Annotated in this window: 13 protein-coding genes and 1 pseudogene; 3 read left to right on the top strand and 11 right to left on the bottom strand. The window is 26.9% G+C overall.

The window, feature by feature from the left end; genetic code table 11:
• Positions 1 to 62 precede the first annotated feature (62 nt).
• Both ubiH and pepP read right to left on the bottom strand, forming a co-directional pair.
• On the bottom strand, positions 63 to 1241 hold the full coding sequence (ubiH, locus tag ERCIPICE3303_RS03110; RefSeq protein ID WP_157991242.1) for a 2-octaprenyl-6-methoxyphenyl hydroxylase: 1179 nt from the start codon (positions 1239 to 1241) through the stop codon (positions 63 to 65).
• Positions 1238 to 2554 (bottom strand): Xaa-Pro aminopeptidase, encoded by a 1317-nt coding sequence (gene pepP / locus ERCIPICE3303_RS03105; RefSeq protein ID WP_157991241.1) that lies wholly within the window; start codon positions 2552 to 2554, stop codon positions 1238 to 1240. Before pepP ends, ubiH begins: the two co-directional genes overlap by 4 nt.
• Positions 2555 to 3894: 1340 nt before the next feature.
• Here pepP and zapA point away from each other — a divergent pair.
• A complete protein-coding gene (zapA, locus tag ERCIPICE3303_RS03100) occupies positions 3895 to 4248 on the top strand; it encodes a cell division protein ZapA (protein ID WP_157991240.1) in 354 nt (117 codons plus the stop codon).
• Positions 4249 to 4832: 584 nt separating this feature from the next.
• Here the strand turns inward: zapA and ptsN are convergent.
• The 6 genes from ptsN to kdsD all read right to left on the bottom strand — a co-directional run bounded on the left by ptsN (position 4833) and on the right by kdsD (position 11233).
• Entirely contained in the window at positions 4833 to 5309 is a 477-nt protein-coding gene (gene ptsN / locus ERCIPICE3303_RS03095; protein ID WP_157991239.1) for a PTS IIA-like nitrogen regulatory protein PtsN, read from the bottom strand.
• Between the two features lie 1591 nt (positions 5310 to 6900).
• Positions 6901 to 7629 (bottom strand): LPS export ABC transporter ATP-binding protein, encoded by a 729-nt coding sequence (gene lptB / locus ERCIPICE3303_RS03090; RefSeq protein ID WP_157991238.1) that lies wholly within the window; start codon positions 7627 to 7629, stop codon positions 6901 to 6903.
• A gap of 5 nt (positions 7630 to 7634) precedes the next feature.
• A complete protein-coding gene (gene lptA / locus ERCIPICE3303_RS03085; RefSeq protein ID WP_157991237.1) occupies positions 7635 to 8189 on the bottom strand; it encodes a lipopolysaccharide transport periplasmic protein LptA in 555 nt (184 codons plus the stop codon).
• On the bottom strand, positions 8104 to 8742 hold the full coding sequence (lptC, locus tag ERCIPICE3303_RS03080) for an LPS export ABC transporter periplasmic protein LptC (protein WP_157991236.1): 639 nt from the start codon (positions 8740 to 8742) through the stop codon (positions 8104 to 8106). The genes lptA and lptC overlap by 86 nt, the downstream gene beginning before the upstream one ends.
• Complete coding sequence (gene kdsC, locus ERCIPICE3303_RS03075) at positions 8729 to 9307, bottom strand: 3-deoxy-manno-octulosonate-8-phosphatase KdsC (protein ID WP_157991235.1); 579 nt, start codon at positions 9305 to 9307, stop codon at positions 8729 to 8731. Before kdsC ends, lptC begins: the two co-directional genes overlap by 14 nt.
• Positions 9308 to 10246: 939 nt before the next feature.
• A complete protein-coding gene (gene kdsD / locus ERCIPICE3303_RS03070; protein ID WP_157991323.1) occupies positions 10247 to 11233 on the bottom strand; it encodes an arabinose-5-phosphate isomerase KdsD in 987 nt (328 codons plus the stop codon).
• 2814 nt (positions 11234 to 14047) lie between these two features.
• On the opposite strand from kdsD, the pseudogene recD reads away from it, so the two are divergent.
• Positions 14048 to 15882, top strand: a pseudogene (recD, locus tag ERCIPICE3303_RS03065) (exodeoxyribonuclease V subunit alpha).
• A 1738-nt stretch (positions 15883 to 17620) separates the two neighbouring features.
• Here the strand turns inward: recD and ansP are convergent.
• The 3 genes from ansP to gmk form a co-directional block, all read right to left on the bottom strand.
• Entirely contained in the window at positions 17621 to 19054 is a 1434-nt protein-coding gene (ansP, locus tag ERCIPICE3303_RS03060) for an L-asparagine permease (protein ID WP_157991234.1), read from the bottom strand.
• 928 nt (positions 19055 to 19982) lie between these two features.
• The gene (rpoZ, locus tag ERCIPICE3303_RS03055) at positions 19983 to 20258 is read right to left on the bottom strand and encodes a DNA-directed RNA polymerase subunit omega (RefSeq protein WP_157991233.1); all 276 of its coding nucleotides are present in this window, start codon (positions 20256 to 20258) and stop codon (positions 19983 to 19985) included.
• 61 nt (positions 20259 to 20319) lie between these two features.
• On the bottom strand, positions 20320 to 20943 hold the full coding sequence (gene gmk, locus ERCIPICE3303_RS03050; RefSeq protein ID WP_157991232.1) for a guanylate kinase: 624 nt from the start codon (positions 20941 to 20943) through the stop codon (positions 20320 to 20322).
• A 1756-nt stretch (positions 20944 to 22699) separates the two neighbouring features.
• On the opposite strand from gmk, the gene csdE reads away from it, so the two are divergent.
• The gene (csdE, locus tag ERCIPICE3303_RS03045) at positions 22700 to 23179 is read left to right on the top strand and encodes a cysteine desulfurase sulfur acceptor subunit CsdE (RefSeq protein ID WP_157991231.1); all 480 of its coding nucleotides are present in this window, start codon (positions 22700 to 22702) and stop codon (positions 23177 to 23179) included.
• Positions 23180 to 23236: the final 57 nt, after the last annotated feature.

The following is a 23236-nucleotide window of genomic DNA, read 5'->3' as shown; positions in this document are numbered from 1 at the left end:
GAATAGATTGCTATATTGATTTTTAATGACTACTTAATGTCTTTTTATAGACAAGATGTTTTTTATTTATCTAATGACTTAATAACACATTGTACAAGTATATTACGTAAAAATCTAATATTATCTATCATAATTAATCCTATAGTTCGTCCAATGAATAGTGTTAAATAAGGATTCGAAAAGATTCTTACTAATGAGTTAGTAAGAAAAATAGTTGTTTGTCTGTCAATTATTCGTTTGTTTTGGTATTTTTGTAATGTCATATAATCACCGGCTTGTCTTCCTTCTTTCCAGGAATTAATTAAGGTATCAGCTAATATCAGTATATCACGCATACCTAAATTTAATCCTTGACCTGCAATAGGATGAAGAGTTTGTGCAGCATTACTTACTAGTACTAAACGTGGAGCAATAGTATTTACTCTAGTTTTTGATTCTATTGGATAGAAATATCGTTTACCTATTGTTTGTATTTTACCTAATCGCCAGCCGAAAATGTTTTGTAAATAAGTAATAAATTCCTTGTCATTCCAATTAGAGATTGTTTTTATCTCTGTTCGAGAAGTGCACCAAATTAATGAACTAAAACCATCAGAGATTGGTAGTAAAGCTAGTGATCCTTGTTTTGTAAATAGTTCAAATGCTTGTCCGTAATGTAATAATTGAGTAGAAATTTTAGTCACCACTGCGGTTTGCTCGTAAACTATTTTTTTCCATTTTATACCATATAGATCAGCTATATGGGAGGATGTTCCATCAGCAGCAACTAATAAATCGCCTTTAATTTGTTTACCATTATCTAATGTAATTAGAAGATAATCTGTGTATTTTTTAATACAAGTTATTTTATTTGGACAATATAAACTAATGTTTTTTGTTTGTTGTAAATGAAAAAATAACTTTTTTTTAGCTTGATTTAATTCAAAAACTTTCCCCAAGAAGGGAATTCCATGATCTGTGGAATTAAGAGAAAAAAAACCACCAGAACCGCGCTCACCTACATAGACACGAGTGATCGTAGTGGCTATAGGTTCAAGTAATGACCAGATATTTAGAATATTTATTCTATTACAAATTCCGTAAGCTAATGCGATAGTACGTCCATCATCACTTGGACTAAGTAATCTATCTGGTGAAATAGCTTCTACTAATGTGATATCTTGTTTGCCTTGTGTTAGATAGTAAAGAGAAAGAGCTAGCGTTGTACCAGCGATGCCTGCTCCCACGATAATAACGCTCATAATTCCTTCCTGTTTAGCATAAAAGATTCTATTTCATCTATATTTTTTACAGCTATTGAGGTTAGATTTTCATTACCATTACTAGTAATTAAAATAGTGTCTTCAATGCGAACACCAATGCCATGGTACTCTGATGGTGCATGGGAATTACTAGTGATGTATAAACCTGGTTCAATAGTTAAAACCATCCCTGGCTCTAAAATTCGATTTTCATCTTTACTATAATAATCTGAATCATGCACATCTAAACCAATCCAATGACTTAATCTATGCATAAAAAACTGTTTAATAGCTTTATCTCTGATCAGTGCTTGGATATTACCTTTCATAATTTTTAGTTGTACTAATCTGTGTACCAGTAAATTAATTACTTCTTTTGTCACTGTACTAATATTTGTTCCAGGACGATAAAGTGTTAGGGCTAGCATTAGTGCATCTAACACAGCATTATAAATAAAACGTTGTGGTGTATTAAATACTCCATTTACTGGAAATGTTCGGGATATATCTCCTGCGTAACCTTGAAACTCGCATCCAGCATCAATTAGTACTAACTTTCCGTTTTCTATAAGACTGCTATTGTCAGTATAATGTAAAATACAGGAATTCTCTCCTGCAGCAATAATAGTGTTATAAGCAGGCCAACGTGCTCCGTAATGACTAAATTCATATTGAATTTCCCCTTCGATTTGATATTCATACATGCCATTCAATAAGTTTTTGAGAGCACGCATATGACCTAAGGCGCTAATACGTCCTGCTTGTCGTAATAGATTTATCTCTGATGAGGATTTAATCAAACGCAACTCATGTACTAATGGACGCCAGTCAAGCACAAATTTAGGTACAGAAAGATTGTTGTATTGGCCTTGTCGGAGTTTTTCTAATGCAGTAATAAGAATTTGATCAGCAAAATAATATTGTCCTTTTACATGATAAATTGTTTTTAATCCATTTATAAATAGATATAGATGATCGTTTATCTGTTCCCATGGTAAAGCATAATCGACAGCTATTTTTATGCGTGCAGCTTCTTGTCCAATATGATTTTCTCCCCATATGTGAGCGTGTTGATTATAGCTTTGATTAAACAATAAGCTTTTATGATAATTGTTAGAATCTTTTATAAGTCCAAACATTGCTCCTGGTTCGTTAAAACCAGTGAGGTACCAAAAGTCACTATTCTGTCGATAAGGATAGGCACTGTCATTGCTTCGTATCACTATAGGAGCCGAAAAAATTAGGATGATACTAGAAGGTTCCATTTTTTTTAATAAAGCTAAGCGACGACATATAAATTCTTTTTTGGTCACTAAAGATCCTTAAACTAAGTAATATGTATTTTATATTCTTGCATATTTCATCAAATGATCGCGTTAATGTGAACAACTATGTCATTATTTTTTCTATATTTGATAAATATATTGTGTAGTGGTTATAAATAAAGGGAATCAATATGATTTAGTTGTTTTTAATTATTATTTAAAACAATAGATACTGATTGAATTCTAATGCAGTACTTATAATTTTTAGGTTTAATTACATTAAAATGTATATATGAGATATTGAATATGAGTTTTTAATAGATAGAAAATCATCTTATCTATATAATAATCTATATTAGATAAATAGTGAACTTATGGATCTAATTGTCTAATTATAGGGTCGATTTTAACTATGTTCATGAAATTTAAGTATATTTTATCCTTTCTGTTAACATTATACATAATTTAAAAAATATTTTTGAATTAACATGAGAAATAGAACTAACTTTTCTTGATTTATTATTATCTATGAATTAATGATGTTGATAGTATTGATTAAATATTATTTACCTCATATAAGATAAGGTATATAAAGTTACTAGTATTTTAAGTAAATTACATAAATATACGAGATGATATAACATCATTAATATAAGTTGTAATTTTCTAGAATTAAATTTTGTATATTCTTCTAAAGAAGAAGTTCAGAGGTTATTTTTTGATATTTTATTCATCATATTGATTTTAATTTATATGAATTTTATGACAAAATTAGTTAATTTTATTTATGTTGTTCTATGTGTCTTGATTTATTTATTGTGTGATTTATTACTATTCTGTCAGGTGTAATGGGTTGGTTATTTTACTGTTTTTCTTTATGTTTATTCACGTTATTAAAAGTATTTAGATTTCTAATAGCGTTTTTAATATTAACGGGTTATTGTTTTAATTTTTTTAAAATTAAAATTTTACATACATTCAATTATAAAGAAAAGGGTTCCTTTATTTTATATATTATATTATTTTTATATTTATTCTAATACATCAAAATTAATTATATAGGATTACAGAAAGAGGGTTGAATAAAATTATATCATTTAAATAATGTATAGGCTTACAAAGTATTAAGAAATAAACACTAGATTAGTGTGAATATAAAATATTTATGGATAATAGATAGATTAGCTTATTATTATAATTTTGGCTATTTAATAAAATGCAAATCTTATTATTTGCACTATATAGCTCTTCTTATTTAGATAGATTTAGAGTACAAAACTTACGATCTACATATAAGTAGATACAGGGGTCTTATGTTTTGTGACATGGATAGTTATATTCATTTTTTATATAATTTATAGAAGTAATAAATAATAACGGGTACAAATATGAATCAAACTGACGATAGATCCACACAACCAGTAGATCTTTATATTCTTGGTTGTGCATTGCGAGTAAAATGCCCTCATAAAGAGATGGACGCATTAAATTTAGCTGCGGAAGAGTTGTCTCAACGACTTCAAGCTCTAAAACTTCGTACTAAAGTAACTAATACTGAGCAATTAGTGTTAATTACCGCTTTAAATCTTTGTTATGAATTAGCTGAAGAAAAAGTTAAAACCCGTGATTATGCATTACATATGGAAAAGAGGATAAGGAGTTTACAAAAAATTCTTGAACAAGCATTATTTGAACAAGATAGTATTACTTGTGTTAAAAACCCTTCCACTAAATTTGAATAATTTTTATACAGTAGATGTGATCCCTGCTATTTAGTTATTATGTTCTCATTTTCTTTACTTTATATTAGATAGCTATTAAAGTTTTTTATTTTAAAAAAAAGATGAGATATATTGTTTTTTGTCTAAGATATAGATCTGTCTATGTTGATAACTATAGTATAGTATAAATTAAGTAGTGATTAGGATGATATATCCTATTATTATATTCTGTGATGATTCGCATAATAATTTACAATAAAAAGAGATGATTACCTATATGATTAATGATATGAATGCTAATAGAGACTAGATGATATTTGGTTTTATTATTTAAAACTAAATTTGTATAGTAAAAATGGTATTTATGAGGATGTGTAGAATTAGATTTTATGTATTTTATATCTCATTAATTAATGTACTATTATGCAGTAATCTAATGAAACTATATGTATAATATACAGATTGTGATAAAGATCGCTTTTGATAATTGCGTTTTGATTTCAATATTGAGGATATTATGTAGTTCCTTAAATATAATAGATAGGTAGAATAAACGTATAAAATGAATACTGAGTTTTTTATAAAAAGATTATTTTATAATAAAATTATATTTTTGTATTAGTAATAATTTGGTATAAATCTTCATCGCTACATGCGGATCGTAATTGACGAAGAATCATTTTATTTGCTAGACGTTTTGCTACTAAAGATAATGTATATAAGTGTGTTTTACATTGTTCAGATGAAATTAGTATAGCAAATAGTAAATCTACTGGTTGATTATCAATGGAGTTAAAAATAATAGGTTTTTTAAGGTGAATAAAAACACCTACAGATCGTAGTGTTTTTTCTTCAATTTTGCCATGAGGAATCGCAATACCATTACCAATACCTGTACTACCCATTTTTTCTCTGTTTTCCATCGCATCAAAAATAATTTGTTGTGAAAGACATAGTTTTTTAGAAGCCAATTCACTGATAATTTCTAACGCTCTTTGTTTACTATAACAGAGTACATCATTACGTGTACAAGAGATGCTTAATACTGCTCCTAGCTCTAATTTAAAATTGTTATTTATCATAGTTATATTTGTTTCTGTACTTTATAAGGACTAGTTACTTTATATTTCATATTATCTAATAATGCATATAAAGGATTTATATATCAATAAAGTATATTTAATTAAGAAGATCCTTTGTAGAGAATAGTCCTCATTTTAATTAGAAGATTCAACATGATGTTATTTTTACAATACTGTAAACTGAATAATATTTTTCCTTTTCAATTAAATTATAATACTAGTGAGTAGATTAGTTCATTAATGTGTATTAATATCTTGAATTCTTAGTCAGATATATAGTTTTTATCAAGCATACAATTTTTTCTGTAATTAAATTTTTCTCTATACGATCTAAGAAGTTAATATATTAAATGTACCTTACAAAGTAAGGCTCAGTTTTAATTTTTATTTAAGATAAAAATTAATATATTTTTTATATTGTGACACATTATGTATTATAATGTGTATTTCTTGTTCCATAATTAATAGTTTTTGTCATAAAAACTATTTTATTATCATTTTTAGAATAAATATTTTGTTGAAAATGAATATGATTATTATTCGTTGATATCTAATTTATTGTTAAATAACACCACTCTAGTGTAGACGAGTTTCCTTTCAGATCATATTAATATCGTTATATTATTTTTATAATATTAGGTATTTAGTTATCGTTTTTAAAATTTTAATATTTCGTTAAGAGTATAAACAAGTATATCGATTTATATATAAATAATACTGATTTTTATCTAGAAAATAGTATTTAATACTTTCTATACTTATTTAAGTAAGTGTGTATAAAATTTCTCGTTTATTTTATTATTTTTATATATTTGGAGTAGCTCTATTGGAGAATATTAAAATAATGTAATAATATAAATTAATCATGTATTTACTTTAGTAAAGTTTAAAAATATTTCTATATTTTAATTTATCTCTAATAAATAACTGTTTCTATGTTAATCAAGAATATATTAATTATATGATTGAATCATATTAGAGTATAATAACATCTATAAATACTTAATATTATATCAAGTAGTATATAGGATATATACTAAGAGGTAGGTTATTTTTAGTAATAAATGAAAAATTAAATTTTGTTTTTAATGATGCTAAAACTATTTACAGTTTTTAATATTAAGAGAATATTCTATATTAGAATGTTCTATACTTAAAAATACTTTGGAATAAAATTTTTAATTGTTTATTTTTACTAAGAATAATTCTCTCAACTTAAATCATAATAAGAATCAGAACAATTGTTAATTTTAACTTCTTATGATAATTTCGAATATAAAATCTTGTGTGTTGTATTTAGACAATTTTTTAATTCTATAATCTAGTTTTTAATTTTTAAAATTATACAATTATTAATTAGGTCTATTTTATTATCTAGATATAGATATATACGTTGGTCTATGTTCTTGGAAAGAATACATTATTTTTGATTTGTAGTTTTAAGTTTTTAGTTTAGAGAAAACTATAAAAATAGAATAAAACAATATGAAAGTACAGTTTATAAATAAGTTTTTCACTTTATGTATATAATAAGGTCTTTTAATAGGTCTAGTTTTGATGTTATTATCTTTGTATCAGTATCTAGTATTAATTAGAGTCTAAATTCTTTACCTAAGTAAACACGTTGTACCTGTTTATCAGCCATGATCACTTTAGGATTACCAGAGGCAATAACACAGCCTTGACTAACAATATAGGCATGTTCACAAACAGTTAAGGTTTCACGTACATTATGGTCAGTAATCAAGATTCCTAATCCACTACTACGAAGATGTTCAATAATTTTTTTAATGTCTATTACTGAAATAGGATCAATACCAGCAAATGGTTCGTCTAAAAGAATAAATTTTGGATTAGCTGCTAATGCACGAGCAATTTCAACACGGCGACGTTCACCACCAGACAATTTTTGTCCTATGACTTTATGGAGACGTTTGTGAATATGAAATTCATCTAGTAATTCTTTAGCACGATGTGCACATTGATTGTAAGTAAGATCTTTACGAATTTGTAGGATAGCCATCAAGTTATCATAAACACTTAACCTTCTAAAAATAGAAGCTTCCTGAGGAAGATAACCAATACCACGATTGGCTCGTGCATGTAGTGGTAACAAACTAATATCCTCATCATCAATGTAAATACAGCCTCTATCGTGTTTGATAATTCCAATTATCATATAGAATGTTGTTGTTTTACCTGCTCCATTAGGTCCAAGTAGACCAACAATCTCACCAGATTTTACTTGTAAGCTAACATCTTTTACTACCAGATTACCTTTATAGGTTTTCATAAGATTTTTTATAATGAGACTTGCCATAATAGTTAGTCATTATCTTTTTTTATATCTTCTTTCAGGATAAGATGGTCTTTTCGGTGCGAAGGAGTGAATATGGTGGTGACATGTTGTCCTGTATAACTGATAGCATGCATTTCTTTTTTGTTTATAAGATATGTAATACAATTTCCTTGTATGCTGTTTCCAGTTTGCTCAAGATAAGCGTTTCCACTTAACTGTACCTGTTCTTTGTCTATATCGTAGTTGATCTTTTCAGCATGTCCTGTAATAGATTGGCCGTTATCAAGTATTTGATAAAATTTTATTAGTTGTCCATAAGCGTTAATGATAATATTCTGATTTTGTGCTCCTGAGAAGGAGATGGTGGTTTTATCAGCTTTAATTTTTAGATTTCCTTGCGTAATTGTAACGTTACCGCTAGCAATAGCCATGTTATTCTCTATATCCATGATTTGTTTTTCTGAATCAATATGGATTGGTTTACCTAAGTTTGGATTAATACCTGCTTCTGGTTTGTTGCAAGCCAGAAGCAGACTGGTTATTAGGATTTTTTTTATCTGTCTTTTGAGAACTAGTTCCATAAGTAGTACGGACTATGCCTGTAAGCTGAGCTGTTTTGTTTCGTAAATTACCATACATCTTCATGCCTGTAGAGAAAAATCTATGACCAGATAATGTCACTTTTTCTTGAGAAACCCAATCTTGGGTAATTAGGTTGACTTGTGCTTTTTCTGTTTTCAGATGTTTTAATGTTGTCATTTCCGTAAGACTGTCTACTATTACGTTACCGTAAAGGTATAAAATTTTTTCTTTTTCTAATTTGGCTTGATTAGATTTAATAATCCACGCTGGAAGTTTTTTTTCATTATATATAATCATAACTAGATTAGTAAACCAGTTAACTTTATTGTTCGAGTCATAGATGCTCTTATCTGCCATAATCTGGTAAGACAATAGTCCTTGAGGGTTGTATACCAGCGTTTGTGAATGATTGCTAATACTAGTGGGCGTAATAATATTATTAATAAGAATGTTAGTAGTTTCTTGTTGTGCTTTTTCTTTTAAAATTAACCCGATAACCATAATAAAAAATAGTATACATATAAGAGCAATATTTCTTTTAGCATAATCCATCTAGATTGCCATTAAAATCTCTTGATATTTTATTTTGTGCTATTAAAATCAAATCACAAACTTCTCGTATTGCTCCGTTTCCCCCGGTCATTTTTGTTATATAATTAACATGTGGTAGTAACATAGGGTGAGAATTAGAAACTGCTACACTTAATCCTACTTTCATTAGAACTGGTAAATCTATGAGATCATCACCAATATAAGCTACTTGATGTTCATTTAATTTTAGTTTGGTCAAAATTTCATTAAATGGTTTAATTTTATTCGATTGACCTTGATAGATGTAAGAAATACCTAGTGAAGAGCATCGATCTTTGAGTATTTGGTTTTGACTGCCTGTAATAATTGCCACTTCTATTGAACATGTAAGTAAACATTTAATTCCATATCCATCTCTAACGTTAAATCTTTGTATTATATTTCCGTCATTGGTTTGATAGATCCAACCGTCAGACATCACGCCATCTGAATCACAAATTAATAATTGAATATGTTTTGCTTTTCTTAAAATATCCTGGTTGATAGGACCATAACAGGTATTAATAGTAAAATTTGGATCATACATGATTATTATTTCCAACCCATGTTATATAATTTTACAGAATCATAATTAATACTAGCAGTATTATGATGATGGTTTAAGTAATAAATGCAATATAATGATTCGTTAAGCTGGTTAGCTATTATTATTTATCAGTTTTTTTGTATAATTTTAGATACATTGGTATATAGTGACGGTATAACAATCTAAGATTTAAGATTTGTATCTAGATCAAGAACTATATTAGAATATTTAAGTTGATTAATGTCAATTAAGTATAAAATTTATAAATTGATATTAAGATTAAAGGTGGTCACTTAATAATTCAGATACATGAATATTTTATATATCAGAATACATAATACGTCAATTTTTATGAATGATCTAGGACCATAAAGATATTTTTCTTTCTTAAGAAATAAAAATATTTCACTTAACGATTGGAATATTATTAATTATCATTTATTGAATTGAATTCAAGAGGTCACATATATCTTAATATTATTCGTATCTATCATTAATAATAGGAATTATTATGTATTCATATGAATGAACTGCACTATATATAATTAATACAAGTATTCTGCTTTATTTTTCATATATCTATATTATTTTATCTTAATGTTACGAAAATATTTTAATTCATATTGATGAATTTTATTAAAATACATATAATTTATATAATTTTATTTATAAAAAAACTTTGATAAAATCATATGATATTTCTGAATGATTATTTAGTTCATATTTTTTAAAGATAAAAACATAAATTTATTTTGATATTATCAAATCATTTGTCTTGTCTTAAACAGAAAGCAGCTAGTATTAAGAATAATATTCTATAAAAATATATCATATAAGTATTATATTTTTATATTTATGAATTAAAGATTCATCTTTAATTATATAATGGATTACATAATATGTATAAAAAGTTTTTCTTTAAAAGATTTTTTAAATATATCAAATGATTCCAGCTTGATAGATGTCATGCATATGAACTAATCCGATCAGTTTATTATGCTCGGAAATAATGATAGAGGTAATATTGTATTTTTTCATTGTGTCAAGAGCTTCAACTGCTAACGTTCCAGGTCGTATAGATATACCACCTAGCGTCATAAAATGAGAAATATTAGATTGATTAATATCAATATTTTTTTCAAAAATTTTCCGTAAATCAGAATTTGTAAAGATGCCTTCAATTTTTTTTTCATGATTACAAATTATTATGAGACCCATTTTTTTAGATGTCATTTCTAGTATAGCTTCGCGTAAACAGGCGTTAGGATAGATTTGTGGTAAGTCATCACCAGAAAGCATTATATCTTCTACTCGCATAATCAGTTTACGCCCCAGCACTCCGCCAGGATGAGAAAGTGCAAAATCTTCTTGTGTAAAACCTCTAGCTTTTAATAGAGATACTGCTAGAGCATCACCCATAACCAATGCAGCAGTAGTGCTGCTAGTTGGTGCTAGACCTAGTGAACAGGCTTCTTGTGGTACTTTCACACATAAATGTATATGTGCAGAAGAGGCAATTGTGCTTTGTTCATGGCTAGTAATTGCAATTAATGGGATCTGGCGATGTTTTAGTAAAGGAATGAGCGCTAGAATCTCTAAAGATTCTCCAGAATTAGAGATAGCAATCAGAATATCATTCTTACTAATCATACCCAAATCACCATGACTTGCTTCAGCGGGATGTAAAAAAAAAGAAGGAGTACCAGTGCTAGAAAAAGTAGAAGCTATTTTTTTGCCAATATGCCCTGATTTTCCCATTCCCATGATGACCACTTTTCCCCGGCATTGATAAATTAGCTCGCAGCTGTGTGTGAAATTTATGTTGATATATTGATCAAGTTGTTCTAATCCTTCGCGCTCAATTTGTAAAACTTCTTTCCCCGTTTTTTGGAAATCAAAGTTTTTTAATTTAAAGAGATTCACAATGATTCCTCATTCTTTGTAGATATGTTAAAATCGTGATTGCCATAATGGAATTAATAGTATACTAAGGTTATCTATCTTTTAGGGGTGATCTAGATAAGGTGTAGATCTTATGGTTCATTATGTTCAGCTTTAATTAGATCTTATTATTTTTAATGTAGGTAGTGTTAATAGAAAACTATAAATAAGCATTCCTTATGTTAGTAATATTTTTATCGTTTGTTTTCATACTCATTCATAAAAATTGTGGAAGATTTTTCAATATTGATATATCATAATATGAGGTGTATTTTCTGTGTTTCATTTTTTCTATTTCATTTAATCAAGAATCTAATAATAAAAATTAGTCATAGATATGAATAAATAGTATAGGATTTTCATCAAATAATTATTAGGTTTAAGTTTTTAAAGTTTTTTAAGAAAAATTCTATTTTTTATATTTAGTTAGTCTAAAATAAATATATATTAGTGTGCTATTCAATATTTAAAAATAAATTAATGTCTTTAAAATTATTAAATTTTTTAATGGTTTATTATGATGATATATAAAATGAATCCGTGTTTTTAATAAAGTGAGTTTTATAATAATTGTATGTTAATTATTAATCAGAATTTTTATATTATAAATTTTAGTATTAGTTGATATTTTGTACATATATAAATAATCTTGATTTAGATCTACATCTCTAATATGTTATTTTTTATACAGTTTAAAGATAATATAAATATATTATTCGATTTATTTAGTATGGATTTTATAATTATAAACGAGAAGATAGAGGAGATAAAAATTAGATTAATCTTATATTAAGATAGGTTATAATGAAGTATTACGGAAAACTAAGATTAATATAAAATATAGCATTTTAATTTATTTTAATAATGTTACGGTTGGTTTGAAAGTGCTTAAGTATAATCAAATTATGATATGTATTTCATAAATATTTAGTTATGAATAATATATATTATTATATCATAATATATATTATTATTTTTATAAAACCTATCTATTGAAACAGGTGAATAGTATTAATATTGCTATTTATTTTGATAACAGTGAATAGTTTATATTTCTATAATGTTAATCATGTGAATTATAGATAAAAATCTAGATGTAATTTTATTTTTTAGAAATGTGTTTTTGTATTTTTAGCTGATTTTATTTAAGCTGAAATGGAATAAAGAGAATTTATAAAGTATATTTATATCGAAAAATTTTAAACACTTCTTTTATTGATTCAAAATCATCAATATTAATTATATCAATATTAATGTATTGATATATACATTATTATGTTATTGATTGAATCATTTATATATGTGTTTAGTTATACTCAATTCTCTTATACAGACAGTGTTATTTGATCTTATGATCTATATAGTTTTTAATGAGGATTAAGAAAATTTCGTGTCAATGTTTTTTGATTATATAGATTTTATTTTTTTAAAAATAATCTCTATTTTAATAGTAAAATATTATTTGTTTTTATATGATTTGATTATTTATTTTTAAAAATTTTCTTATGTAAATTTTGATTGATTTGATAACTATTGGTTATAGATAAGTCATAAGTTATTCGTATTCTATTTTGATTATTCTCATCTATGAATGTAAGAGAGATAGATTATAAATGAAGTGAAAGTATTTAAGAGAAGTCTGAACATAGTGATAAAATTAAATGTTATATTAAAATACATGTTTGTTGTATGTAATAAAATATTGTCAATATTTTAATATTGATAGAAATATGATTTTTATAATGAAATGTTAATCGAAAGTACATTTATTATTAATTTTATTTATATAAAAATCATGATTTTTTATAAGAAGAATAGACTTGTTAATTTCACTTTATTATTCACTATAATAATGTCTCTTATATTATGTTAGCGAATTTATAGTTATTCTCTTATCATGACTGCAATCATGCATTTAGATGTAATATCAAGATAACTTATAAATAAAGAAAAGAATATTTTTAATTTCTTTAAATAGCTGCTAGTTTAATGTATATGGTATAATAATCATTATATTTAATATTATATTCTAGTGTATTGATTGAATTGAATCTAAATAGAATTTAGAGCATATAAAATTTTTATTTGAATTTTTCATAATACCAGAATAGATCTAGTTTATTCGTATTTTAATATTAGATTCAAATTATTAATATAATGATTCATTTTTTTATCATTAGGGATATTTTATAATTATTTTAATAAGTATATAATTGTTAATTTTCACATTAGATATAGATAAAAATAGAAAGGTGTTTTAGATATAGAACTCTACATATTCTTCTAAATATAAATTTTATTACAGTGTATATAGTATGTTTAATGTACATTGTTAATGTTTTATGTGTAATAAAACTATATAAAATAACAGATCTATATCAAGTAAGATATAGCTCAAGTATATTATGAGTCTAGACTTAGAATTATAGTTAGATTTATAAGATATATTTCTTGTTTTTCTGTACATCACCATCAGATATTAAAGACTGATAGGATTCAATTAACTTTGATGCTTTGTATATTATTAGATTTTGCTGGTGAAATTCACCAATCATACTTTTATCGATAGATAATAGAAGATGGATCCTAAATAAAAATAAGCTTGAGAGTGATATTAATTTTAAAAAGAAATGATCAAATATTAGAAGTTAGAGATTATAGTAGATCTATGATGTTAAACACTTATTTGAATATGAGTGAAAAAAAATTCAAGCATTGTTTAACCGTATAATAATGATATAGCAGCGTTCTTATCTATAAAATTTATTTTTTTATTATCATAAATTCGGCATATAAATTATGAAGTTAGTAGAATTATTGTATCTTGGGCATCAGAAGCATCTGTTTCGTTTATTGGATATACAATTCGCTAGAATTGTGACAAAAAACAAAGATTCTATTTTAATGTTAGCAGCAGCACTTGTGAGTCGTGCTTCTGGAGAAGGAAATGTTTGTCTTCCATTATCACAGATACATCCAGAGTTTTTTTTTATGGATTGAATCAAGACTTGGCTCAAGCTATATGGCACGCTGTTAATATGCCAGAGGATGTGGAATCATTACTATTCATGTATTCAGCAGTAAGTGATGGAAGGAGGTCGTGTCCATTAGTGATACAGAATAAGCGTTTGTATTTACATCGGATGTGGAAGAGTGAGCAATTAGTTCTTAATTTTATAAAGTACCAAAGTTATATTGCTAACTTAGAGGAAAATAAAATCAGTGAGATACTAGATCTTTATTTTGGGTATAACTCATCTGATTGGCAAAAGATTGCGGCTGCAGTCGCAATCACATCTAAAATATCAGTAATTTCTGGTGGGCCAGGGACAGGTAAAACAACTACAGTAGCAAAAATTTTAGCTAGTTTAATCAAGTTGTCATTATTACCACAGCGAATTAAAGTAGCTGCGCCAACTGGTAAGGCAGCATCGAGACTAACAGAAGAACTAGGTTTAGCTCTACGAAATCTAAGATTAGATCTTCATATGTTAGAAAGCTTCCCTTTAGAAGCTACAACACTACATAGTCTTTTAGGGGCTACCATGCATAGTCAATATATGTATTATAATAGTGATAATATGCTTCCTCTAGACGTGTTAGTTGTTGATGAATCTTCTATGATTGATTTATCGATGTTTGATCATATGATTTCTGCTTTACCAAGCAAAGCGCGGGTAATCTTTCTTGGTGATCATAATCAGATATCTTCAGTAGAAGCTGGAACAGTGTTTTCTGACATATGTTACATTAACAATAACAAATATAGCCCAAGTCGTGCTGCACAGCTTTCTCGACTCACTGGTTGTAACGTAATGGCTTGTGAAGATAGCAATGATTCATCAGTAGGAAATATGATTTGCCTTTTACATAAAAACTATCGTTTTAAGATAGAATCTGGGATTGGTCAGTTATCTGAAGCAGTAAATAGTGGTAATATTAGACTAGTCGAGAAAATCTTAAGGGGTAATTTTTGTGATATATGTTTCTGTACAATGAACAGCGATGCTGATTATCGTGATATGTTAAAAATTAGTGTAGAAGGGTATCGTAATTATTTCAAGGTATTAAAGGAAGGAGCAGATCCAGATAAAGTTTTAGATTACTTTAAACGCTTTCAAGTTTTATGTGTTTTACGTGAGGGGGGTTTTGGTGTTTTAGGGCTAAATAAGTCTATTGAGAATATGTTATATCTTGAAGGGTTAATTAATCATGAAATGTTTTTAAATCACTTTTGGTATGATGGTCGTCCAGTTATTATTCTTCGTAATAGCAAAGAACTAAAATTATCTAATGGTGATATTGGTATAGCTATTAAGGATAAAAGAAAACAGTTACGAGTTTGGTTTGTTTTATATAATGGAGATATAGTATCTATCGATCCTGCTAGGTTGCCATTGCATCAGACTGCTTTTGTAATGACAGTACACAGGTCTCAAGGTTCAGAATTTGAGCATGTATTATTGGTTTTGCCTACTAAGTTTATGCCAATTCTTACACGACAACTATTCTATACAGGAATCACTCGTGCTAAGAAGCGCTTAATTATTTATGCTAATCAATCGGTACTGAGGGATATTATAAGAATGAGTATGAATCGTCAGAGCGGTCTAATAGATAGAATTAATTATTAGTACAGTTACGTATAATAATAGATGATAAAAGAGAGAATATCAAAGTTATTCACTATGTATTACGATAGGTTGCAAGTCTGTAGATTGAATTTCATACAACGTTTTTTTAAATAATGATAATTAGTTCAATAGGATAATGTAAATCATACAAGGTAACTTAACATAAGAACTGGTTCTAAATCTTTATTAGTTAGAAAAAATTGATTTTTTACAGTAAATATTACATTTATTAATAATTATATAATATTTTATTTTATTTCTTCATAAGGTTAGTAATTTTTTGATTTTTTTATTCTATTGATCTTGACTGATTAATCTTTTAAGTAGAGAAAATAATATTAGTGAAAGATATAGATCGGAAGAGGCGGATTTTTTATTTTTATTTTTTATCATCATTATGTTATATCTAGAATTTTATGATTATTGTTATATTTTGTGTATTCATCTATCAGATAAATTGGATTGATTTTAGATAGATGTAGATAAAATCATCATAACTTCTAGAGAATTAGATTTTTGATATAAAATATTATATAAAAATTTAATCAGTGTTTAGATTTTGTAGAGAAATAGATAGATTTTTTATAAAAAGGTAGTTAATTTTATTTTTAAAAATTTACACGAAGTAGTTTTTATTATAGGAAGAAGGTATGTATTACAGGTTAGTTCTAATAAATTTTATTCAGATTTGAGTCTTCAGATGTATTAGTTTATATCTGCGTAATATATTCTTTATGATAAAATCTTGTTCTTCTATTCTTCATATGAAATCGATGTGTGTTATATAAATATAGTTTTTATATAATAGTAATTTTGAATTCTATTTTATTTTTATTAGAAGAACATATTGTATATTACGTTTATAAAATTATTTAAATTAAAATAAATAGATTTTTAATTTACTATAGATTATTTATGAAAGATATGTAGTGTAATCTGGGAGTGTATTTTCTTTATAAGAACGTCTTGTTGTAATATGAATATATTTTATGCTAGTAATTTACTATTATTTTTTAGTTTATTTCAGTAAAATAAATAAGGATTTCCATGGTTAATATATTTTATAAATAATTCTAATTCATTTGGATATATCATAAGAGTATGAATTACTATATGAACTTTTTCAGTTGTATAGTGATTTTATTGGTTTTTATAGTAATAGATATGGATGGTAATAGAAATGATTTATAAAACGCATTGCAGTTACGATATGTGATTATGCTTACTATATAAGAAATTAGATAGTTTCAGATTAAGAAATATATTAGTATTTATTCTAATTGCTTGTCTTTTCTATTTATAAAGTGATTAAGGGTTCAAAATTAAGTTTTAGCCAATAAAAATAACTTATATTCGGCTCTTAATATTGTAGGATTGTTTTATTATTTTAATAAACAATAAATAGAGATTTGATATTAATGGTATAATAAATTACTTAGAGTTTTGAACAATGACCCATTAGAATGAAAAGATCAAAGTATAATCTTTGCTTATGAGGTAGAGTTTATGTCTTTCTGAGAGTAATTGAATATTTTTATCATTATTTTCTACATTATATTTTAATGTAAATAGATTATATGATAGTTTGATTCTCGGGAAAAATTGTTTTCTTTAAATTATCTATTAATTTTGTCATGTTTATGTATAAGTTATATCTGAATTCTTCTTTTTTAATTATGAAAAAGAAGAATTCAGATATAATGTTTTTAATTAAAAATTATGAAACAATTAGTCACCCTTATTGTTCCAGTGAATGAACACGTCTTCGAACACGGAACCAACCGAGAGTGAGTACTACTGCTAATAATGGTATAGATGCAATTGTGTAAGTTCCATTTGGATAATCAAAGGCCATCAAACCTAAAACACTTATTAAGAAAATTAGAGTCAACCAAGATGTTATTGGAGATCCAGGAAGCTTAAATTCTATATCCTCTGCTCTACCTTCTTTAATAGCTTGACGTAATCGAATTTGGCAAATAACGATAAAACCCCAAGAGGAAATAATTCCTAGGGTTGCTATATTTAGAACGATTTCGAAGACGCTAGAAGGAACGATATAGTTTAGGTATACACCAATTACATAGACACCAACGGTCATTATAATTCCTATATACGGAACTTGCTGACTACTCATCCTTGACATGCATTTAGGAGCGGACCCTCCCATTGCCATCGAACGTAAAATACGTCCTGTGGCATATAAACCAGAATTTAAACTTGAAAGTGCAGCGCTTAGTACTACTATATTCATAATACTACCAGCATATGGTAGACCTAGTTTAGAGAAGAAAGTTACAAAAGGACTCTGTCCCGCTTGGTAAGCATTCCAAGGAAGTAGTAAAACTAATAGTACTACTGATCCAACATAAAAAAGACCAATACGCCATATGACACGATTGATAGCTTTTGGTAGTATTTTTTGTGGGTCTTTGCATTCACCTGCTGCCGTGCCTACTAGTTCAATTGATGCGAATGCGAATACAACTCCCTGAACTAATACGAGTGCAGGTAGTAAGCCATTTGGGAAAAATCCACCATTATCAGTAATTAGATGAAAACCAGTAGCATTTCCATCTAGAGCGTGCCCACTGCCTAAGAAAATTGATCCTACAATTAAGAATATAACGATAGCTAGTACTTTGACAAGTGCAAACCAAAATTCCATTTCGGCAAACCACTTAACGCCGACCATATTCATTCCTCCAACAATAGCTAGAGCTCCTAGAGCAAATACCCATTGTGGTATATCATTACAAGCACTCCAGTAATGCATATATAATGCAACAGCTGTAATATCAACTATTCCAGTCATAGCCCAGTTTACAAAATACATCCAACCTGCTACATATGAGGCTTTTTCACCTAAGAACTCACGAGCATAAGAAACAAAGCTTCCGCTGGAAGGACGATGTAATACTAATTCACCTAATGCCCTTAAAATAAAGAATGAAAATATACCGCATACCAAATAGACCAATGCTAGTGCTGGTCCAGCTATCTGCAAGCGTGCGCCGGCTCCAAGAAAGAGGCCTGTTCCAATTGCCCCACCAATAGCAATCATCTGAACATGGCGATTGTCCATTGCTTTATGATAACCAGAGTCCTGAGCGTCTAACCAACGTCTTGTTGAAGCGCGTTGTGCTGCGCTCGTTTTGTTATCTGCGTTCATATATAATCCTAGTGGTTCAGTTGACTGATATTGCAGTTACCTGTCCAGGCATTGTTATACCATGCACAGTATCTAGGTAGGATATTAAATATTGATATATTTGATAATTTAACCAAATATTTGACTATTTTATCTATAATCTAATGCATGCTCTATGCCTCTTTGATGATCATGTTGATTACTACGATTATAAAATGTAGTGATCTATTCTAATTTTCTTATTGATAAATGAAAATATAGAATATAAGGTGACGAATAATACTTTTTAGTGTTACTGTAAATTTCTCCATAATACTCTTTCTTTTTTTCCTGTGTCCAGCATAAGAATTATGAATTAAATTGATCTTGTTAAATTGATTAAATCATATTGATTCAAATGGATAATAAAGATAATGAATTAGAATGTTATTAATAACATATATTTAGTCTAGGAAACTAGTTCATGAACAAAGATGTAGATTTCTAAAATTTATTATATTTTTTACTGATACATATTGGTATTTTATATAGAACATAATTTATTTTTATAATTTAAATAATAATGTTTGTTTCTTATTTTATACAGACCTTGTTTAAGAATAAAACATTCTAAATGGATAGGTTTATATTAAAATATCAGCGGGTCGGAAGTCTTCTTGAGACAACTATATTAATTATGATCGATCATAAACTTGATTGAAACCAATATGTTTATATCGCTCTCTAGTTAGTTAATTTTTTTTAAAATTAATCACTAGGGTTTTTGATTTAGTAAAAATTAATGGTTATTTAGATTAAAATTTAAAGGTTAAAATATTGTCTTCATAATTAACGAGTCTAGAGATATAGATATTAATGAATGAATGTATCAATAGTGATTTTCGGAGCTTGTTATGGCTAGACGATCTATTAACTTTAATAGATTAAAATAAAATTTATTTCTTAGAGGTTAAGTATAATCTTTATTAATATTGATGATTTGTTTCCATTCATTATTAGATTGTGTTGTCCTTTCTTGGCACTCCAAGAGATCAAGAATTTTAGTGTTAATAAGACCTTGCTCAATTTCTCGAAGGGCAATCACTGTAGATTTATCATTTCTTTTAGGTACAAAAGGATCTTTACCACCACTTTGTATCTGACGTGCTCGTCGAGCTGCTACTAGAACTAGATCAAATTGATTACCAATTTTTTTTACTGCATTTTGTACGGTTATACGTGCCATAATTATAGGTCTCTAATTTATTGAGAATAAAGTGATTAGCTATTAGTATACTGAGCTAACCTCATTCTGACAATAATTTACTTATTAAAGTATCAGCACGTGATTTTTGACGGTCTAGGCGTAAATTCTCAGATTGAATAATAGCTTTAAGATCTATAAGGGCGTCTTCGAAATTTTGATTGATTATTAGATAATCGTATTCTGTATAATGGCTAATTTCAGTCATAGCCTGGCTCATTCGTTGAGAAATGATAGACGCAGTATCCTGATTTCGGTGATATAATCGACGCTGTAATTCATTTTTTGAAGGGGGTAATATAAAAATACTTTGAGAATTTGGCATTATCTGTCGGATAGCTCTAGCTCCTTGCCAGTCTATATCAAGTAAAAGATTATAACCTTTCTGTAGAATCCTAATGACAGTTTGATTTAAGGTTCCATAGTAGCTACCAAAAACTTTCGCGTATTCTAAAAATTCTTTTTTATTAATCATACTACGAAATTGATGATCTTCAATAAAATAATAATGTTCTCCATCATATTCTCCTGGTCTCATTTTACGTGTAGTATGAGAGATAGATAGTTTTATATTCAATAAAGATTGAATTTTTAAAAGTGATTGAATTAGACTTGATTTACCTGCTCCGCTAGGGGCCGAAATAATAAAAAGTGTACCTTGATTCATTATTTTTTATACGTTAGTGTAAAATTGAAATATTGATTCAATCATTGTCAAATTGTTTTACAAAAATATCATTTTGTAGTGACATGGATCATGTTATACTGATAAATTACATTATAAATAGTATCATATAACATTATGATCCTCCCATAAGAACATTTATATATGCATTACTTTACATTAATGTTTTCTATTTTTTATAGAAAAAAATAGAATTTCGATTACTGAGTATTCTTTATCCATAGATTACAGTTTTTGTTAGTTTATAGGAATAGAGATCTTAGATATGATTTTTAGTGATGTAATAAGAATATTTTATTAAAATAGCATGTATGTCCTTTTTCTACTAATATTTGGTTTTTTATTTATATAAAGATTAAAAATAGATGCGAAAGGTAGTATTTCATCTAGGTCGAAAGTCCAGACTAGCTCAAAATTGTTGATAATGAGGATTGGGTAGTTTTGTCTGTATATAATAAGAGTAAATGTATAGCCTTAATAATGTAAATCAATCAATATTTCTATATAATCTAACTTCACTTTTTATGGCAAAAGCTACTGAATATTATGTAAATTGTAAATGTGTCAGTTTCATTATTTCAAGATTTTTTTATTTAAAAATATCATGCTTATATAGTAAAATTAACTTGACTTGTTCAAAAGTATAAGGTGATTTTTATTTTTATTATATTTCTACTGATTATTGTGTATGGCAGTGTTTATGCTAAGATTAATTAATAAGCATTAAATACAGTATTTACTAACTTAACTACTATCAAATAGTTTTGATAAACAGCTAGCCTTATATAATTTTGTATTCATAGGATCTTATAGGTCTCTAATATAGTTAATCTAATTTGATTGGAAGGTGTGAGAAGGTTAAATAATTTCTCTTATGTTGTAGAAGTTACTTCGTATGGTAGAAGATCAGAAGTTATTTTCGTGGTGATTTATTGTTTGAAACATTGGGAACAGTAGTAAAATTTAGTTGATCTATTTACAATAGATTCGATCGTTTGTTTTTATATTTAAAGAAGAATATACATCATTTTGTTTAAGTATTAAAAATAATGATCTTCTAATGTAGAGTGAATTTTTTTAATATTGATTTCTATTTTTTAGAAAATGAATACAACTTAGGGTATCATTAGAATTAATAATAGCTATATGAACATAACTATTGAATTATCATAGTATAAATTTCTTAATTAATCGTATGATATACTTTAGCTATATATTCTTGTTTTAAAACCTTTTATGATTAAGAATATAATCAGTTTTCGTGGCAGTTTTATAATATTAAATTATATTTACGTATCATGATTATTATAGTTTTATCTCATCTCTTGTTCGTATGATATAGATGTTATAGTATTCAATAATACTATTTTATTAGATATATTATACATTAGTTAATTGAATATACTTGATGTTATATTGATGAGATTTTTATAGATTTTGTAATCTAGATTAATAAAGTTGGTAAAAACTTGTTTAAAATTATTATCTAATTCAATCTTGTTTTTAATGAATAAGATACAATTTCTGGTTTTTTTATTGAAGTTTAATTATATATCAATAAATAACCCCCTATTGTTTAAATACAAATTAGTTTTGCATAATAGCTTACACATTAATTAGGAATGAATTGTTTTATATATATTTCTATTATTTCTATTTCGTTATAGTATTCTATCTTTGAATAAGAATACAAATAATAGTTCCATGATCCCATGGATTTGCAATGGTTTAATAAATTATGGAATTTACTCTTGATAAAGAGTTCATTATTTCTCATCCTTTTGGTAAGTCTATTACACCTAACTTGTTGTTAGATCAATTTTCTTATTTCAATGAATGGGAGGAAAGATACCGATATATAATCTTATTAGGTAACGAACTGCCTAGGTTACCTGATCATATCAAAGATCAGCAACCGTCTTGGATAGGCTGTTCAAATCGTATGTGGTTTGGTCATCAGTTACAAAAAGGTAATAAATTACATTTTTATGGTGATAGTGATGCACGAATTATGCGTGGTTTGATTGCAATTTTATTAACTTGTATTGAAAATCAGAGTCCTAAAGATTTGTGTACGAAGGATATGTCTGTTTTTTTTACACAGCTAAGATTAAAAGATTATTTGACCATAGGTCGTAGTTCTAGTCTAAAGATTTTATCTAACAAGGTTTTAGAGATTGCTCGGAACTATTTAGATAAAGAAGCGATACTAAAATAATATATAATGAATTATATTGGACTTACTTTATATTAGGCTGTTAGAAGTGAGAGTCAA

The organism is Candidatus Erwinia haradaeae (genome assembly GCF_900699015.1).
Taxonomy (GTDB): Bacteria; Pseudomonadota; Gammaproteobacteria; order Enterobacterales; family Enterobacteriaceae; genus Erwinia_E; species Erwinia_E haradaeae_E.
Note: the sequence above shows the minus strand (reverse complement) of the source record. Positions and strands in the feature narration are given on the sequence as shown.

Excerpts from the sequence above, each read along its gene's own strand:
- lptB (WP_157991238.1), bottom strand. The coding sequence starts at position 7,629 with ATGGCAAGTCTCATTATAAAAAATCTTATGAAAACCTATAAAGGTAAT.
- kdsC (WP_157991235.1), bottom strand. The coding sequence starts at position 9,307 with ATGTATGATCCAAATTTTACTATTAATACCTGTTATGGTCCTATCAAC.
- csdE (WP_157991231.1), top strand. The coding sequence starts at position 22,700 with ATGGAATTTACTCTTGATAAAGAGTTCATTATTTCTCATCCTTTTGGT.
- gmk (WP_157991232.1), bottom strand. The coding sequence starts at position 20,943 with ATGAATCAAGGTACACTTTTTATTATTTCGGCCCCTAGCGGAGCAGGT.
- ansP (WP_157991234.1), bottom strand. The coding sequence starts at position 19,054 with ATGAACGCAGATAACAAAACGAGCGCAGCACAACGCGCTTCAACAAGA.
- ubiH (WP_157991242.1), bottom strand. The coding sequence starts at position 1,241 with ATGAGCGTTATTATCGTGGGAGCAGGCATCGCTGGTACAACGCTAGCT.
- lptA (WP_157991237.1), bottom strand. The coding sequence starts at position 8,189 with ATGGAACTAGTTCTCAAAAGACAGATAAAAAAAATCCTAATAACCAGT.
- ptsN (WP_157991239.1), bottom strand. The coding sequence starts at position 5,309 with ATGATAAATAACAATTTTAAATTAGAGCTAGGAGCAGTATTAAGCATC.
- lptC (WP_157991236.1), bottom strand. The coding sequence starts at position 8,742 with ATGGATTATGCTAAAAGAAATATTGCTCTTATATGTATACTATTTTTT.
- rpoZ (WP_157991233.1), bottom strand. The coding sequence starts at position 20,258 with ATGGCACGTATAACCGTACAAAATGCAGTAAAAAAAATTGGTAATCAA.
- zapA (WP_157991240.1), top strand. The coding sequence starts at position 3,895 with ATGAATCAAACTGACGATAGATCCACACAACCAGTAGATCTTTATATT.